Origin of the sequence: Micromonospora sp. FIMYZ51, from assembly GCF_038246755.1 — a bacterium.
GTDB lineage: Bacteria > Actinomycetota > Actinomycetes > Mycobacteriales > Micromonosporaceae > Micromonospora.
Genome location: NZ_CP134706.1, coordinates 2,876,476 through 2,890,420 on the forward strand (window position 1 = coordinate 2,876,476; position 13,945 = coordinate 2,890,420).

4 protein-coding genes are annotated in these 13,945 nt (G+C 71.0%); all 4 read left to right on the top strand.

What is annotated here, in order from left to right; all coding sequences use genetic code 11:
• Window positions 1–25: 25 nt before the first annotated feature.
• Genes QQG74_RS13705 through QQG74_RS13720 form a run of 4 tightly spaced genes read left to right on the top strand, consistent with a single transcriptional unit; the run spans window position 26 to window position 13,936 of the window.
• Entirely contained in the window at window positions 26–4,420 is a 4,395-nt protein-coding gene (locus QQG74_RS13705; protein ID WP_341720659.1) for an SDR family NAD(P)-dependent oxidoreductase, read from the top strand.
• Window positions 4,354–4,569, top strand: coding sequence for an acyltransferase domain-containing protein (locus tag QQG74_RS13710; protein ID WP_341720660.1), 216 nt, complete (start codon window positions 4,354–4,356; stop codon window positions 4,567–4,569). Before QQG74_RS13705 ends, QQG74_RS13710 begins: the two co-directional genes overlap by 67 nt.
• A gap of 28 nt (window positions 4,570–4,597) precedes the next feature.
• Window positions 4,598–7,411 (top strand): SDR family NAD(P)-dependent oxidoreductase, encoded by a 2,814-nt coding sequence (locus QQG74_RS13715; RefSeq protein ID WP_341720661.1) that lies wholly within the window; start codon window positions 4,598–4,600, stop codon window positions 7,409–7,411.
• A 24-nt stretch (window positions 7,412–7,435) separates the two neighbouring features.
• Window positions 7,436–13,936 carry a type I polyketide synthase gene (locus tag QQG74_RS13720; protein ID WP_341720662.1) on the top strand — a complete coding sequence of 2,167 codons (6,501 nt, stop codon included), beginning with the start codon at window positions 7,436–7,438 and terminating at the stop codon, window positions 13,934–13,936.
• The last annotated feature ends 9 nt before the right edge of the window (window positions 13,937–13,945 follow it).

Below are 13,945 nucleotides of genomic sequence, written 5' to 3' on the forward strand. Positions count from 1 at the left end.
GTGAGGTGTTGTCGGGTGGTGGGGGATGGTGTGGGTGGGTGTGGGGGTGGGTGTGGTGGAGGGGTTGTTGGTGGAGGGGTTGTGGGTGGCGGCGGTGAATGGTCCGTCGTCGGTGGTGGTGTCGGGTGGGGTGGGGTTGTTGGAGGGTTTTGTGGTGCGGTGTGAGGGGTTGGGGGTGCGGGTGCGGTGGGTGCCGGTGGATTATGCGTCGCATTCGGGTGGGGTGGGTGTGGTGGAGGGTGAGGTGTTGCGGGTGTTGGAGGGGTTGTCGCCGGTGTCGGGTGGTGGGGTGGTGTTTGTGTCGTCGGTGGTGGGTCAGGTGGTGGATATGGGGGTGTTGGATGGTGGTTATTGGTTTGCGAATTTGCGGGAGCGGGTGCGTTTTCAGGAGGCGGTGGAGGTGGCGTTGGGGTTGGGGTGTGGGGTGTTTGTGGAGGTGGGTGGGCACCCGGTCCTGGTGCCGGCAATAGAGGAAATCGTCGACGCCAATGGCCGCGACGCGGTCGCCCTCGGCACGCTACGCCGACACGAAGGCGGCCCACGACAAATGGTCACCGCGCTCGCCCAGGCTTACGTGAATGGCGTCGAGGTCGATTGGGCACGCCTGTTTCCGACACGCGACGCGCCGCCGGTGGACCTGCCGACCTATGCGTTCCAGCGCCAGCGCTACTGGCTGAATCCGCCGGCCCGGTCGGGCCGGGGCGACCGCGACGACAGCGAGTTCTGGAACCTGGTCGAGCAGGGCGAGCTGGCGCCACTGACCGACCTGCTGAGGATCGGCGACGAGACCGGGCAAACCTCGCTGGGCACCCTGCTGCCCGCGCTGTCGTCGTGGAGCCGGCGCGAACGGTCGAAGCGCGTGGCCGACACGTGGCGGTACCGGGTGGCATGGAGTCAGGTACCGGATGGCGAGCCGGCACCACCAGTCTCGGGCACCTGGTTGGTCGTGACCTCCGAGGAGGCCGCGCCCGAGTGGGCAGCGGCCCTGGTCGAGGCGCTGACCGCGGCTGGCGCCGAGGTCGTCCACCTCAGCGTCGCTGCCGACGACCGCCAGGAACTCGTGCGGTGTCTGGCCGACCTGCAAGCGGTCGCGGGAGTGCTGTCGCTGCTCGCCCTCGACGAGACGCCAGCGGCGGATCTCCCGACCATTCCCGCTGGCCTGGCCAGAACGGTGTTGCTGGCGCAGGCGCTCGGCGACGCCGACATCAGCGGCCGGTTGTGGTGTGTGACCCAGGAGGCGGTGGCGTCCGGGCCGGACGACCACGTCGCTGGGCTCGCGCAGTCCACGGTGTGGGGTCTCGGCCGGGTGGTCGGCCTCGAACATCCGGAGCGCTGGGGCGGCCTGATCGACCTGCCGGCGGTGGTGGACGAGGACGCGGTCCGCCGGCTGCTCGGCGTGCTCGCTGCCGACGACGAGGACCAGGTGGCAGTCCGCCCGGCAGGGGTGCTGGCACGCCGGCTGGTCCGTGCTTCGCTCGGCGACGGCGTACCGGCCAGGTCGTGGAAGCCTTCCGGAACGGTGCTGGTGACCGGCGGCACCGGTGCGGTGGGCAGTCATGTCGCGCGCTGGCTGGTGGATGCGGGTGCCGCGCACCTGGTGCTGGTCAGCCGCCGTGGTCCCGACTCCCCGGGCGGGCCAGAACTGGTGCGGGAGCTGACCGAACGCGGGGCCCGGGTCACCACGGCCGCTTGCGACGTCGCCGACGTCGACGCCCTCCGGGACCTGCTGGCCTCGCTGCCCGAAGACCCCCCGCTCACCGCCGTCGTCCACGCGGCTGGCGTCCTCGACGACGCGCTCCTCACCTCGGCCACGGCGGACCAGTTCGAGGCGGTGCTACGGCCGAAGGTCGACGCGGCGCGCAACCTGCACGAGCTCACCGTGAGTCACAATCTGGAGGCATTCGTCCTCTTCTCGTCGATCATGGGCGTGTGGGGCAACGCGGGGCAGGCAGCGTATGCGGCCGCCAACGCATTCCTCGACGCGCTCGCGGAGCAGCGACGCGCTCAGGGACTACCGGCCACCGCGGTGGCGTGGGGCCACTGGGCCGGTGGCGGCATGGTCGGTGCCGGCGAGGCGGACAGGCTGCGCCGCCAAGGGCTGGCAGCGATGGATCCCTCGTCCGCCTGCTCCGCACTTGAGGCCGCGCTCGCGCACGGCGACACTGCGGTGACCGTCGCCGACGTCGACTGGGGCCGATTCCTGCCGGAGTTCACGTCGGTCCGGCCCAGCCGCCTCTTCGACGAGTTGTCCGAGGCTGTTCCCCGCACCTCCGATGCGCACGACTCGTTGGCGCGGCGGCTTTCCGGGCTGTCGCCCGCTGAGCAGGATCGCGAGCTGCTGGAACTGGTCCGTGCGCACACCGCCGTGGTGCTGGGCCATGCGCGGCCGGCCGACGTGCTCACCACGCGGACCTTCAAGGACGCAGGACTCGACTCGCTTACCGCGGTCGAGTTGCGCAACCGGCTCAATGTGGCCACCGGCCTGCGCCTACCGGTCGGGCTGGTCTTCGAGCACCCGACGCCCAGCGCCGTGGCGGAGCGGCTGCGCGACGAACTGCTCGGCTCCGCCGCCGGCCCGGCGACCGAAGCGCCCGGCCCGGCACCGGACGACGACCCGGTGGTGATCGTCGGCATGGCCTGCCGTTTCCCGGGCGGTGTGCGCTCGCCGGAGGACCTGTGGCACCTGGTCGAGCAGGAGCTCGACGTCGTCTCCGATCTGCCGGACAACCGGGGCTGGGACGTCGAATCGCTGTACGACCCGCGTCCCGGGCAGCCGGGCAAGTCCTACACCCGCCAGGGCGGATTCCTGTATGACGCGGGTGAGTTCGATGCGGAGTTTTTTGGGATCAGTCCGCGTGAGGCGTTGGGGATGGATCCGCAGCAGCGTTTGTTGTTGGAGACGTCGTGGGAGGCGTTCGAGCGGGCCGGCATCGATCCGTCCGCTCTGCGGGGAAGCGACACCGGGGTGTTCATCGGTGCGGCTTATCAGGACTATGCGTCCCGACTGCATGAGTCGTCGGATGAGGTTCAGGGTTATTTGTTGACTGGGAAGTCGTCGAGTGTGGCGTCGGGTCGGGTTGCGTATGTGTTGGGTTTGGAGGGTCCGGCGGTGACGGTGGATACGGCGTGTTCGTCGTCGTTGGTGGCGTTGCATTTGGCGGTGGGGTCGGTTCGTGGTGGTGAGTGTTCGTTGGCGGTGGCTGGTGGGGTGACGGTGATGGCGTCGCCGGGGATTTTTATGGAGTTTTCGCGGCAGGGTGGGTTGGCGGCTGATGGTCGGTGTAAGTCGTTTGCGGGGGCGGCTGATGGGACTGGTTGGGGTGAGGGTGTTGGTGTGGTGGTGGTGGAGCGGTTGTCGGAGGCGGTTCGTCGTGGGCATCGGGTGTTGGCGGTGGTGCGGGGGTCGGCGGTTAATCAGGATGGTGCGTCGAATGGTTTGACGGCGCCGAGTGGTCGTTCTCAGCAGCGGGTGATTCGGCAGGCGTTGGCGGTTGCTGGGTTGGGTTCTGCTGATGTTGATGTGGTGGAGGCGCATGGTACGGGGACGCGGTTGGGGGATCCGATTGAGGCGGAGGCGTTGTTGGCGACGTATGGGCAGGGTCGGGGTGGGGTGCCGTTGTGGTTGGGGTCGTTGAAGTCGAATATTGGTCATTCGCAGGCGGCGGCGGGTGTTGCTGGTGTGATCAAGATGGTGATGGCGATGTGGGCGGGGGTGTTGCCGCGGACGTTGCATGTGGATGAGCCGACGCCGGTGGTGGATTGGTCGTCGGGGGATGTTCGGTTGTTGACCGAGGCGCGGCAGTGGTCGGTGGATGGTCGTCCACGTCGGGCGGGAGTCTCGGCCTTCGGCGTCAGCGGCACCAACGTTCACGTGATTGTCGAGCAGGGGCCATCCGAGCCCCCCGAGCCGGCTCCGGAAATCGTTGCGGGCCCGGTTCTCGTCAATCGGGACGTGTCGAGCACGGTGCCGTGGGTGGTGTCGGCGCGGAGTGTGCGGGGGTTGGCTGGTCAGGCTGAGCGGTTGGCGGGTCTGGGTGAGGTGGATGCGGTGAGTGTGGGTCGGGCTTTGGTGTCGTCGCGTGCGGCGTTGTCGCATCGGGCGGTGGTGGTGGGTGATTCGGTTGAGGCTTTGCGTGCGGGTTTGGTTGAAGTGGCGGGTGGTGGGGTGGGGTCGGGGTTCGTTTCTGGTGTGGTGGGTGGGGTGGGGCGTACGGCTTTTGTGTTTCCGGGTCAGGGTGGTCAGTGGGTGGGGATGGGGCGGGAGTTGTGGGAGTCGTGTGGGGTGTTTGGGGAGTGGATGGGGTGTGTGAGCGGGCGTTGGCGCCGTTTGTGGGGTGGTCGTTGCGGGAGGTGGTGTTTTCGGGGGATGAGGAGTTGTGGTCGCGGGTGGATGTGGTGCAGCCGGTGTCGTGGGCGGTGATGGTGTCGTTGGCGGGGGTGTGGCGGTCGTTGGGTGTGGTGCCGGATGTGGTGGTGGGGCATTCGCAGGGGAGATTGCGGCGGCGGTGGTGGCGGGTGGGTTGTCGGTGGGTGAGGGTGCGCGGGTGGTGGCGTTGCGGTCGCGGGTGATTGGTGAGGTGTTGTCGGGTGGTGGGGGATGGTGTGGGTGGGTGTGGGGGTGGGTGTGGTGGAGGGGTTGTTGGTGGAGGGGTTGTGGGTGGCGGCGGTGAATGGTCCGTCGTCGGTGGTGGTGTCGGGTGGGGTGGGGTTGTTGGAGGGTTTTGTGGTGCGGTGTGAGGGGTTGGGGGTGCGGGTGCGGTGGGTGCCGGTGGATTATGCGTCGCATTCGGGTGGGGTGGGTGTGGTGGAGGGTGAGGTGTTGCGGGTGTTGGAGGGGTTGTCGCCGGTGTCGGGTGGTGGGGTGGTGTTTGTGTCGTCGGTGGTGGGTCAGGTGGTGGATATGGGGGTGTTGGATGGTGGTTATTGGTTTGCGAATTTGCGGGAGCGGGTGCGTTTTCAGGAGGCGGTGGAGGTGGCGTTGGGGTTGGGGTGTGGGGTGTTTGTGGAGGTGGGTGGGCATCCGGTGTTGGGGGTGGGGGTGTCGGAGACGGCGGAGGTGTTGGGGGTTGATGTGGTGGTGTTGGGGTCGTTGCGGCGGGGTGAGGGTGGGTGGGGTCGGTTTGTGCGGTCGGTGGCGGAGGGGTGGGTTCGTGGTGTGGAGGTGGACTGGTCGGCGATGTTCGCCGGCGCCGCGACCAGCCGGGTCGACCTGCCGACCTACGCCTTCGACCGGCGGTGGTACTGGCTGAATACGTCGGGACTGAACGCCCCGGCCACCGCCGACACCATCGACGGGGAGTTCTGGGACCTCGTCGAGCGGGAAGACCTCGAGTCCCTGGCCAGTACCGAGATCGAGCGGACGTCGTTGAGCGCCGCCCTGCCCGTACTGACATCCTGGCGGCGCAAGCGCCGCGAGCGCGACACCGTCGACGGCTGGCGATACCGGGTGACCTGGCGGCTGCTCGCGGAGGACGACGCCGCCGCGCTCTCGGGCACGTGGCTCGTGGTCGTCCCCGCCAACGGCGCGGGCGGAAGCTGGGCCGAGGCGGCGACGACGGCCATCACCCGGCACGGCGCCAGCGCCGTGCGACTCACGTCGTCCGGTGCCGACCGGCACGAGATGGCGCGACGTCTCAGGGATGTGCCGCCGGTGGCGGGCGTGCTGTCGCTGCTCGCCCTCGACGAGACGCCAGCGGCGGATCTCCCCGCCATCCCCACCGGCCTGGCGGCGACGGTTTCGCTGATCCAGGCGCTCGGTGACGTCGGGGTGAGTGCGCCACTGTGGTGCCTCACTGAGGAAGCCGTGGCAGCAGTGCCGGGCGAGACCGTTGCGGGCGCGAGGCAATCGCTGGTGTGGGGCGTCGGCCGGGTGGCGGCCCTGGAACATCCGGAGCGCTGGGGCGGCCTGATCGACGTCTCGGGCGAGCCGGTGGAGGCGACGGCGGGCCAACTGGCCAAGGTGTTGGCGATCGGCACCGAGGACCAGACGGCGCTGCGTCCGTCCGGAATCCTGGTGCGTCGCCTGGTCCGCGCCGCCGACCAGGGCCCTGCCGGGCGGTCCTGGCGGCCCTCGGGCACGGTTCTGGTCACCGGTGGCACGGGCGCGATCGCCGGGCACGTAGCCCGGTGGCTCGCCCGCGCCGGCGCCGAGCACCTGTTACTGGTGAGTCGGCGCGGTCCTGCGGCACCCGGCGCGCCGGAGTTGGAGCGGGAACTGACCGAAGCGGGTGTCCGGGTCACCACGGCCGCCTGCGACATCACCGCGCCGGGTGTGCTCGACGACCTGCTGTCCAGCCTTGCGCCGGAGCATCCGTTGACCACCGTCGTGCACCTGGCCGGCCACACTCAGCTCACTAGCTTGGACGAACTTGAGCTGGGCGAGCTAGCCGCTACGGTCGGGGCCAAGGTGACCGGTGCGATCGAGCTCGACAAGATCGTTGACCGGTACCGTCCCGGCGCGGTCGTCTTCTTCTCCTCGGTCGCCGGGGTCTGGGGAAGCGGCATCCACGCCGCCTACGCCGCCGGCAACGCCTTCCTCGACTCGCTTGCCGCGCAGCGACGGGCGCGCGGCGTTCCCGCCACCGCGGTGGCGTGGGGCGTCTGGGGTGGGGCGAACCCTGGCGACGGCGCGAGCGTGCCCGAGGGAGTCGACGTCGACCGCCTGCAACGCCAGGGGCTGCCCCTGATCGATCCGGAGCTGGCGTGTGGCGCCCTGCAACGCGCGCTCGACCACGACGAGACTTTCCTCGCCGTCGCCGACGTCGACTGGTCGCGCTTCCTTCCGGTCTTCACCTCCACGCGGCCCAGCCCGTTCTTCAGCGAGCTGGTCGAGGCCCGACCCGACGCCGGCACCGAAGACGCCGACCCGACCGAGCCCGAGGCGAACCGCTGGGCCGCCCTACCACCCGCGGACCGGGAACGTGCCCTGGAGGACCTGGTCCGGGCCCATGTCGCCGCCGTTCTCGCCCACCGCACACCGGAGGCGATCACGCCGGATCGCGCGTTCAAGGAACTCGGCTTCGACTCGCTGACCGCCGTGGAACTGCGCAACCGGCTCAACGCGGCGACCGGCCTACGGCTACCGGCCACGCTGGTCTTCGACTATCCGACACTGGCTGCGCTTACCGGCCACCTGCGCGGCGAACTGCTGCCCGAGGCCAACCACGCGGCGCAGCCCCTGCTGGCACAGCTGGACGCCATCGAGGCGGGCATCGCCGAGCTGACGGCCGGCAGCGAAGTGCGCGATCAGCTGCTCAGCAGACTGCGCGAGATCGTCGCGAGCGGCGACGACCGGCCCGCCCACCAGGCCGGCACGAATCCGGCCGTGGAACTCGGTGCGGCGACCGACGACGAAATGTTCAGTTTCATCAGCAAGGAGTTTGGAATCTCACGACCCGGTGAGCGACCCTGACGTACTGCGGGAAGAGGCTGCCCGATGTCCAACGAGGAGACCCTGCGGTACTTCCTCAAGCAGGTCACCGCCGAGCTACAGGAAACCCGGCGGCTCCTGCACGAGCACCAGAGCCGTCAGTTCGAGCCGATCGCGATCGTCGGCATGGATTGCCGGTACCCGGGAGGCGCGGACTCTCCCGAGCGGATGTGGGCACTGCTCACCGAGGGACGCGACGCGGTGTCCGACCTTCCGGTCAACCGTGGCTGGGACCTGCCCGCGCTGATCGACGCCGACACCGGACGGCCCGGTACCTCGACCGCGCGGCAGGGCGGCTTCCTGCACGACGCCGACCTCTTCGACGCGGGCCTGTTCGGCATCAGCCCGCGCGAGGCGCTGGCCATGGACCCGCAGCAGCGGCTGCTGCTGGAAGGCGCCTGGAAGACGATCGAGCAGGCGGGCATCGACCCGGTGTCGTTACGGGGTACGCAGACCGGCGTCTACGTGGGTGTCACCAACCAGGACTACGGGCCGCGCCCGTACCAGGGATCCGAAGGTACGGCGGGACACCTGCTGATCGGGAACACCACGAGCGTGGCGTCCGGCCGGATCGCGTACGTCCTCGGGCTGGAGGGCCCCGCCGTCACCATCGACACCGCCTGCTCCTCCTCGCTGGTCGCCCTGCACACCGCGGCTCAGGCACTGCGCCAGGGCGAATGTGATCTCGCGCTGGCGGGCGGGGCGACGATCATGTCGTCCCCGAACATGCTTGTCGAGTTCAGCCGCCAGGGAGGTCTGGCCGGCGACGGCAGATGCAAGGCATTCGCCGCCACCGCCGACGGGATGGGCCCCGGCGAGGGTGTCGGCCTGCTCCTGCTGGAGCGGCTCTCCGACGCGCAACGCCGCGGCCACCGGGTGCTCGCGATGCTACGCGGCTCGGCCGTGAACTCCGACGGTGCGTCCAACGGCCTGACCGCGCCGAACGGACCCGCGCAGCAGCGGGTGATCCGGCAGGCGTTGACGAACGCGAAGCTTGAGGCGTCCGACGTGGATGTCGTCGAGGCGCACGGCACCGGCACGGCGTTGGGCGATCCCATCGAAGCACAGGCGTTGCTGGCGACGTACGGGAGACAGCGCGCGGAGCACCAGCCGCTCTGGCTGGGCTCGGTGAAGTCGAACATCGGCCACGCCCAGGCTGCGGCCGGGGTCGCTGGCGTGATCAAGATGATCCTGGCGATGCGCGCCGGCCTGCTGCCCCGGACGTTGCACGTCGACGAGCCGTCGCCCGAGGTGGACTGGTCCTCGGGGGCGGTGCGGCTGCTGACCGAGCCACGGCAGTGGCCGGTCACCGGCAGACCACGCCGGGCGGGTGTCTCCTCGTTCGGCATCAGCGGCACCAACGCCCATGTCATCGTCGAGCAGGCGCCCGAGGTCGAGGCCGACGGGCCGGGACCGGACGACGTCCGGCCGCTACCGGTGTGGCCCTGTGTCGTCTCGGCCCGGACCGCGGACGGCCTCGCCGCGCAGGCCGCACGGATCGCCGCGGACCTGGCCGAGCGTCCCGATGTTGCGGTGGCCGACGTCGGTTCGGCGCTGGCGACCGGCCGGGCCGTCCTGGAGCACCGCGTCGTGGTGCTGGCCGGCGAGCGGGAGGAACTGCGCGCCGGGTTGTCCGCCGTGGCCGAACGCCGCAGGCACCCGTCCGTCCGGCGTGGCGTGGCAACCGCCGGCCGGCTCGCCCTGCTCTTCACCGGTCAGGGCGCCCAGCGCGCGGGCATGGGTCGTCAGCTCTACGAGCTGTTTCCCGACTACGCTGACGCGTTCGACGCGGCCTGCGCCGAGCTGGACAAGCACCTCGACCGTGCGCTCAAGGATGTCGTCTTCGCCGCCGAGGGATCATCCGACACGTCGCTCATCGGGCAGACCGGTTACACCCAGCCGGCCCTGTTCGCCCAGGAGCTGGCCCTGTTCCGCCTGGTCGAATCCTGGGGCGTACGTCCGGACTTCCTCATCGGACACTCCATCGGCGAGCTGACGGCTGCCCACGTCGCCGGGGTGTGGACGCTTGCGGACGCCTGCCGGATCGTGGCGGCGCGTGGCCGGCTGATGCAGCAGCTGCCGACGGGCGGCGCCATGGTGGCGCTGCGCACCGGTGCGACAAGAGCCGAAGAGTTGCTGGCCGGAGTCGCGGGCCCGGTCGGTCTGGCAGCCGTCAACGGCCCCCGCTCGGTGGTGGTCTCCGGCTCCGACGCCGCCGTCGAGGAAATCTGCAAGCGGTGTGCGGCGGAGAACGTGAAGACCACCCGCCTGGTCGTCTCGCACGCGTTCCACTCCGCGCTGATGGAACCCATGCTCCAGGAGTTCGCCGCGGTGCTCGCGGACGTGTCGTTCTCGGCGCCGCGACTGCCGGTGGTCTCGAACGAGACCGGTCACCTCGCCGACGAGCACATCCGTACCCCCGAGTACTGGGTGCGGCAGGTGCGCGAGCCGGTGCGCTTCGCCGCCGGGGTCGCCACGTTGCGCGGCGCGGGTGTGACCAGATACCTGGAAATCGGGCCCGCCCCGGTACTTTCGGCGCTGGTCGGCGAGTGCCTCGACGACGACCGCGACCGGGTCACCGTCGCAGCCGCACTGCGCGACGACGAGGCCGAGGTCAACACGCTCCTGCTCGCGGTGGCGCGGATCTTCGCCGCCGGTGCGCCGGTCGACTGGCGGTCGGTGTACCGGTGGAGCGGTGCCCGAGAGGTGCAGTTGCCGACGTACGCCTTCCAGCGCGAGCGTTACTGGTTGGCCGCGGACGACGGACGGCAGGACTCGCTGCCGCCGGGTCTGGGCCACAGCGACCACCCCATGCTGCGTACGTGGATCGCCGCGGCCACGGGCGGTGACGTGCTCTGCACCGGGCGCCTCGCCCTGGGCACGCACCCGTGGCTCGCCGACCACGTCGTCCTGGGCAACGTCGTGGTGCCGGGCACGGCCTTCGTCGAGATGGCGTGCTGGGTCGGTGACCGTACGGGCTGCCCGGTGGTGCACGAGCTGAACCTGTACGCCCCGCTGCTGATCGACGGCGAAGCGGCCACCGTCCTACAGGTTCTTCTCGGGCCGGCCGACGACTCCGGCACTCGCCGGATCAGGTTCTACGCCCGCCCGGAGACCTCCGGCGAGGGCGCCTGGACGTGCCACGCGGAAGGAACACTCGGACCCGAGCGGGAAGCCGACGGCAGCGCCGCCAGGTTCGGCTCCTGGCCGCCCGAGCCGGCGGAGCCGGTGGACCTCGACGGCTTCTACGCCGACCTTGCGGACGCCGGCCTGCGTTACGGGCCGGCGTTCCAGGGCCTACGACGCGCCTGGCGCAGCGCCGACGAGATCTTCGCCGAGGTGGCCATTCCCGGCGCGGCGGCCCGCGAGGCCGCGCGATTCGGTGCCCACCCCGCGCTGCTTGATGCGGCCCTGCACGCGCTCGGGCCGCTCGCCTCGGCCGACGACCAGCCAGGCACCGCCTATCTGCCCTTCTCGTGGCGCGGAGTACAGCTGTACGGGACGGCCCCGCAGCAGCTGCGCGTCATGCTCCGGCGCAGCGGGAGCGAGGTGCGGGTGCTGGCGGTCGCACCCGACGGCAGCCCGGTGGCGCGCATCGACGCGCTCGCGCTGCGACCGGTCTCGGCGGGTCAGCTTCGGCCTGCCGCCGCGACGACCGATGATGCCCTGTTCCGCACCGACTGGGTACGGCTTGCCGACGACGCCGTCGGGCCCGACGCCCGGTACGCCTGCATCGGAGACGTTCCCGGCGGTGCGGCGCTCGGTGCGCGGTACGCCGATGTGCCGGCGCTGGCAGACGTCGCCGTGCCCGACGTGGTGCTGGCCGCCGCTCCGGCCGGTGCCGGCAGCGACGACGTCGCCGCCGCGACGCACGAGGCGGTCACCTGGGCGCTGCGGCTGTTGCAGCAGTGGCTGGGTGACGATCGCTTCGCGACCAGCCGGCTCGCGGTGCTCACCCGCAACGCCGGTGCGGTCACTGCCGGCGACCAGGTCGACCCGGCGCACGCCGCCGTGCACGGTCTCGTCCGCTCGGCGCAGTCGGAGAATCCGGGCCGGATCGTCCTGGTCGATCTCGGTGGCGGCGAGCCGCCGAGCGGCGTACTCGTCGACGCGGTGCACCGAGACGAGCCCGAGGTGGCGGTCCGCGACGGCCGCCTCTTCGCCCGCCGACTGGTCCGGGAGGAGCACACCGATCTGGCGTTGCCGGTCTCGTCGTCGTGGCAGCTGGGCAGCACCGGGCGGGGGACCCTGGCCAATCTGGCGCTGCTGCCGGTGACCGATGCGCAGCAGCCGCTCCGGCCGGGGCAACTGCGCATCGCGATGCGCGCGGCCGGCATGAACTTCCGGGACACGCTTATCGCGCTCGACATGTACCCGGGCGATGCGGACATGGGCATCGAGGGCGCGGGCGTGGTCGTCGAGGTGGCACCGGACGTCACCGACTTCGCCGTCGGTGACCGCGTGATGGGCATCATCCCGAACTCCTTCGGTCCGACCGCGGTCGCCGATCACCTGATGGTCGTCGGCCTGCCGCCGGGCTGGACGTTCGTGCAGGGCGCCTCGGCCACCGTCGCCTTCCTCACCGCGTACTACGGTCTGGTGGAGCGGGCCGGGCTCGGCGCGGGGCAGCGGGTGCTCGTGCACGCGGCGGCGGGCGGTGTCGGCACCGCCGCCGTCCAACTCGCCCGCTACCTCGGCGCAGAGGTCTTCGGTACGGCCAGCCCGCCGAAGTGGACGACCCTGCGGGGCAACGGACTCGACGACGCGCACATCGCGTCGTCGCGGACGCTGGAGTTCCGGGACACCATCCTCGCCGCCACCGGGGGCGGCGGCGTCGACGTGGTGCTGAACTCGCTCGCCGGTGAGTACATCGACGCGTCGCTGGACCTGCTTCCCGGTGGCGGCCACTTCATCGAGATCGGCAAGGCCGATGTGCGCGACGCCGACGAGGTGGCGCAGGCCCGACCGGGCGTACGCTATGCGGCCTTCGACCTCGCTGACCCGCCACCGGAGCGGGTGAGCGAGATGCTCCGCATTCTCGTCGGGCTCTTCGCCGACGGGTCGCTGACCCCACCTCCGGTGACCGTCTGGGACATTCGGCAGGCGCCGCGCGCCTTCCGCGCGTTGAGCCAGGCCCAGTTGACGGGTAAGGCGGTCCTCACGATCGGGCCGGCGTTCGAGGCCGACGACACGGTCCTCATCACCGGCGGCACCGGTGACCTCGGTCGCCTGTTCACCCGGCACCTCGCCGCCGAACACGGGCTGCGCCGCCTCGTGCTGGCCAGCCGCAGCGGCGAACGCTCCGCCGAGCTGGAACAGCTGACGCTGGAGCTGGCCGGCCTGGGTGTCGAGGTGCGCGTGGCCGCCTGCGACGTCGCGAACCGGCAGGCGCTCGCGGCGCTGCTGCGGGACATCTCGGCACGCGGGCGGCTCGCCGGCGTCGTGCACGCGGCGGGTGTCGTCGACGACGGCGTCATCGGCTCGTTGGACGAGGAGCGGCTGGCCGGGGTGCTCCGACCGAAGGTGGACGGTGCCTGGCACCTGCACCAGCTGACCGAGGGTCTCGACCTCGCGCTGTTCGCGCTCTTCTCCTCGGCCGCCGCCACGCTCGGCAGCCCGGGCCAGGGCAGCTACGCGGCCGCCAACGCGTTCCTCGACGGGCTCGCCGAGTTCCGCAGCGCGCACGGCCTGGCCGCCGTCTCGTTGGGCTGGGGCAGTTGGCAGCAGACCAACGGCCTGACCGCACGGCTGACCGACCACGACCGCGCCCGTGCCGCACGCGCCGGCGTGGTCCCGCTCAGCCCGGCGCAGGGCCTTGCGCTCTTCGACACCGCGTCGCGGACCGGCCGGGCCGCACCGATCGCGGCCCGCCTCGACCTGGCGGCGCTGCGGGCCCGATACGTCGACGAGCCGGTGCCGGCGCTGATGCGGACCCTGATCCGCAGCCGGCGTCCGGCCGCCGGCCAGCCGGGCCGAAACGGCTCGGAGATGCCCGACCGGCTCGCTGCGCTGGCCCCCGAGGAGCGTACGGAGCTGGTGCTCGACATGGTGCGGACGCAGACCGCAATCGTGCTGGGCCACACCTCCGCCGCCGCGATCGAGCCCGATCGGGCATTCAAGGATCTGGGCTTCGACTCACTGACCGCAGTGGAGCTGCGCAACTGCCTCCAGGACGAGGTCTCGCTGCCGTTGTCGGCGACCGTCGTCTTCGACCATCCGACGCCGATGGCGCTCACCGCGTACCTGGTGCGCCTCGCCGTGCCCGACGAACTGACGCCCGCACAGCTGGTGCTGCGCGACCTCGACCGGCTCGAAGCGACCGCCGAGACGATCGACCCCGACGACGACCGGCACGGCGAGATCACCAAGCGGCTGCGCCGGATGCTGCGTGCTCTCGACGGAAAGGGCCGGGCCGCGCCCGAGGGCGGCGTCGACGATGCCCTCACCGCCGCCAGCGCCGACGAGGTGCTCGCCTTCATCGACAGCGAGTTCGGCGACCTGCCATGACACAGCTAC

Coding starts and splice junctions, on each gene's coding strand:
- QQG74_RS13705 (WP_341720659.1), top strand. CDS start 26: ATGGTGTGGGTGGGTGTGGGGGTGGGTGTGGTGGAGGGGTTGTTGGTG.
- QQG74_RS13715 (WP_341720661.1), top strand. CDS start 4,598: ATGGTGTGGGTGGGTGTGGGGGTGGGTGTGGTGGAGGGGTTGTTGGTG.
- QQG74_RS13720 (WP_341720662.1), top strand. CDS start 7,436: ATGTCCAACGAGGAGACCCTGCGGTACTTCCTCAAGCAGGTCACCGCC.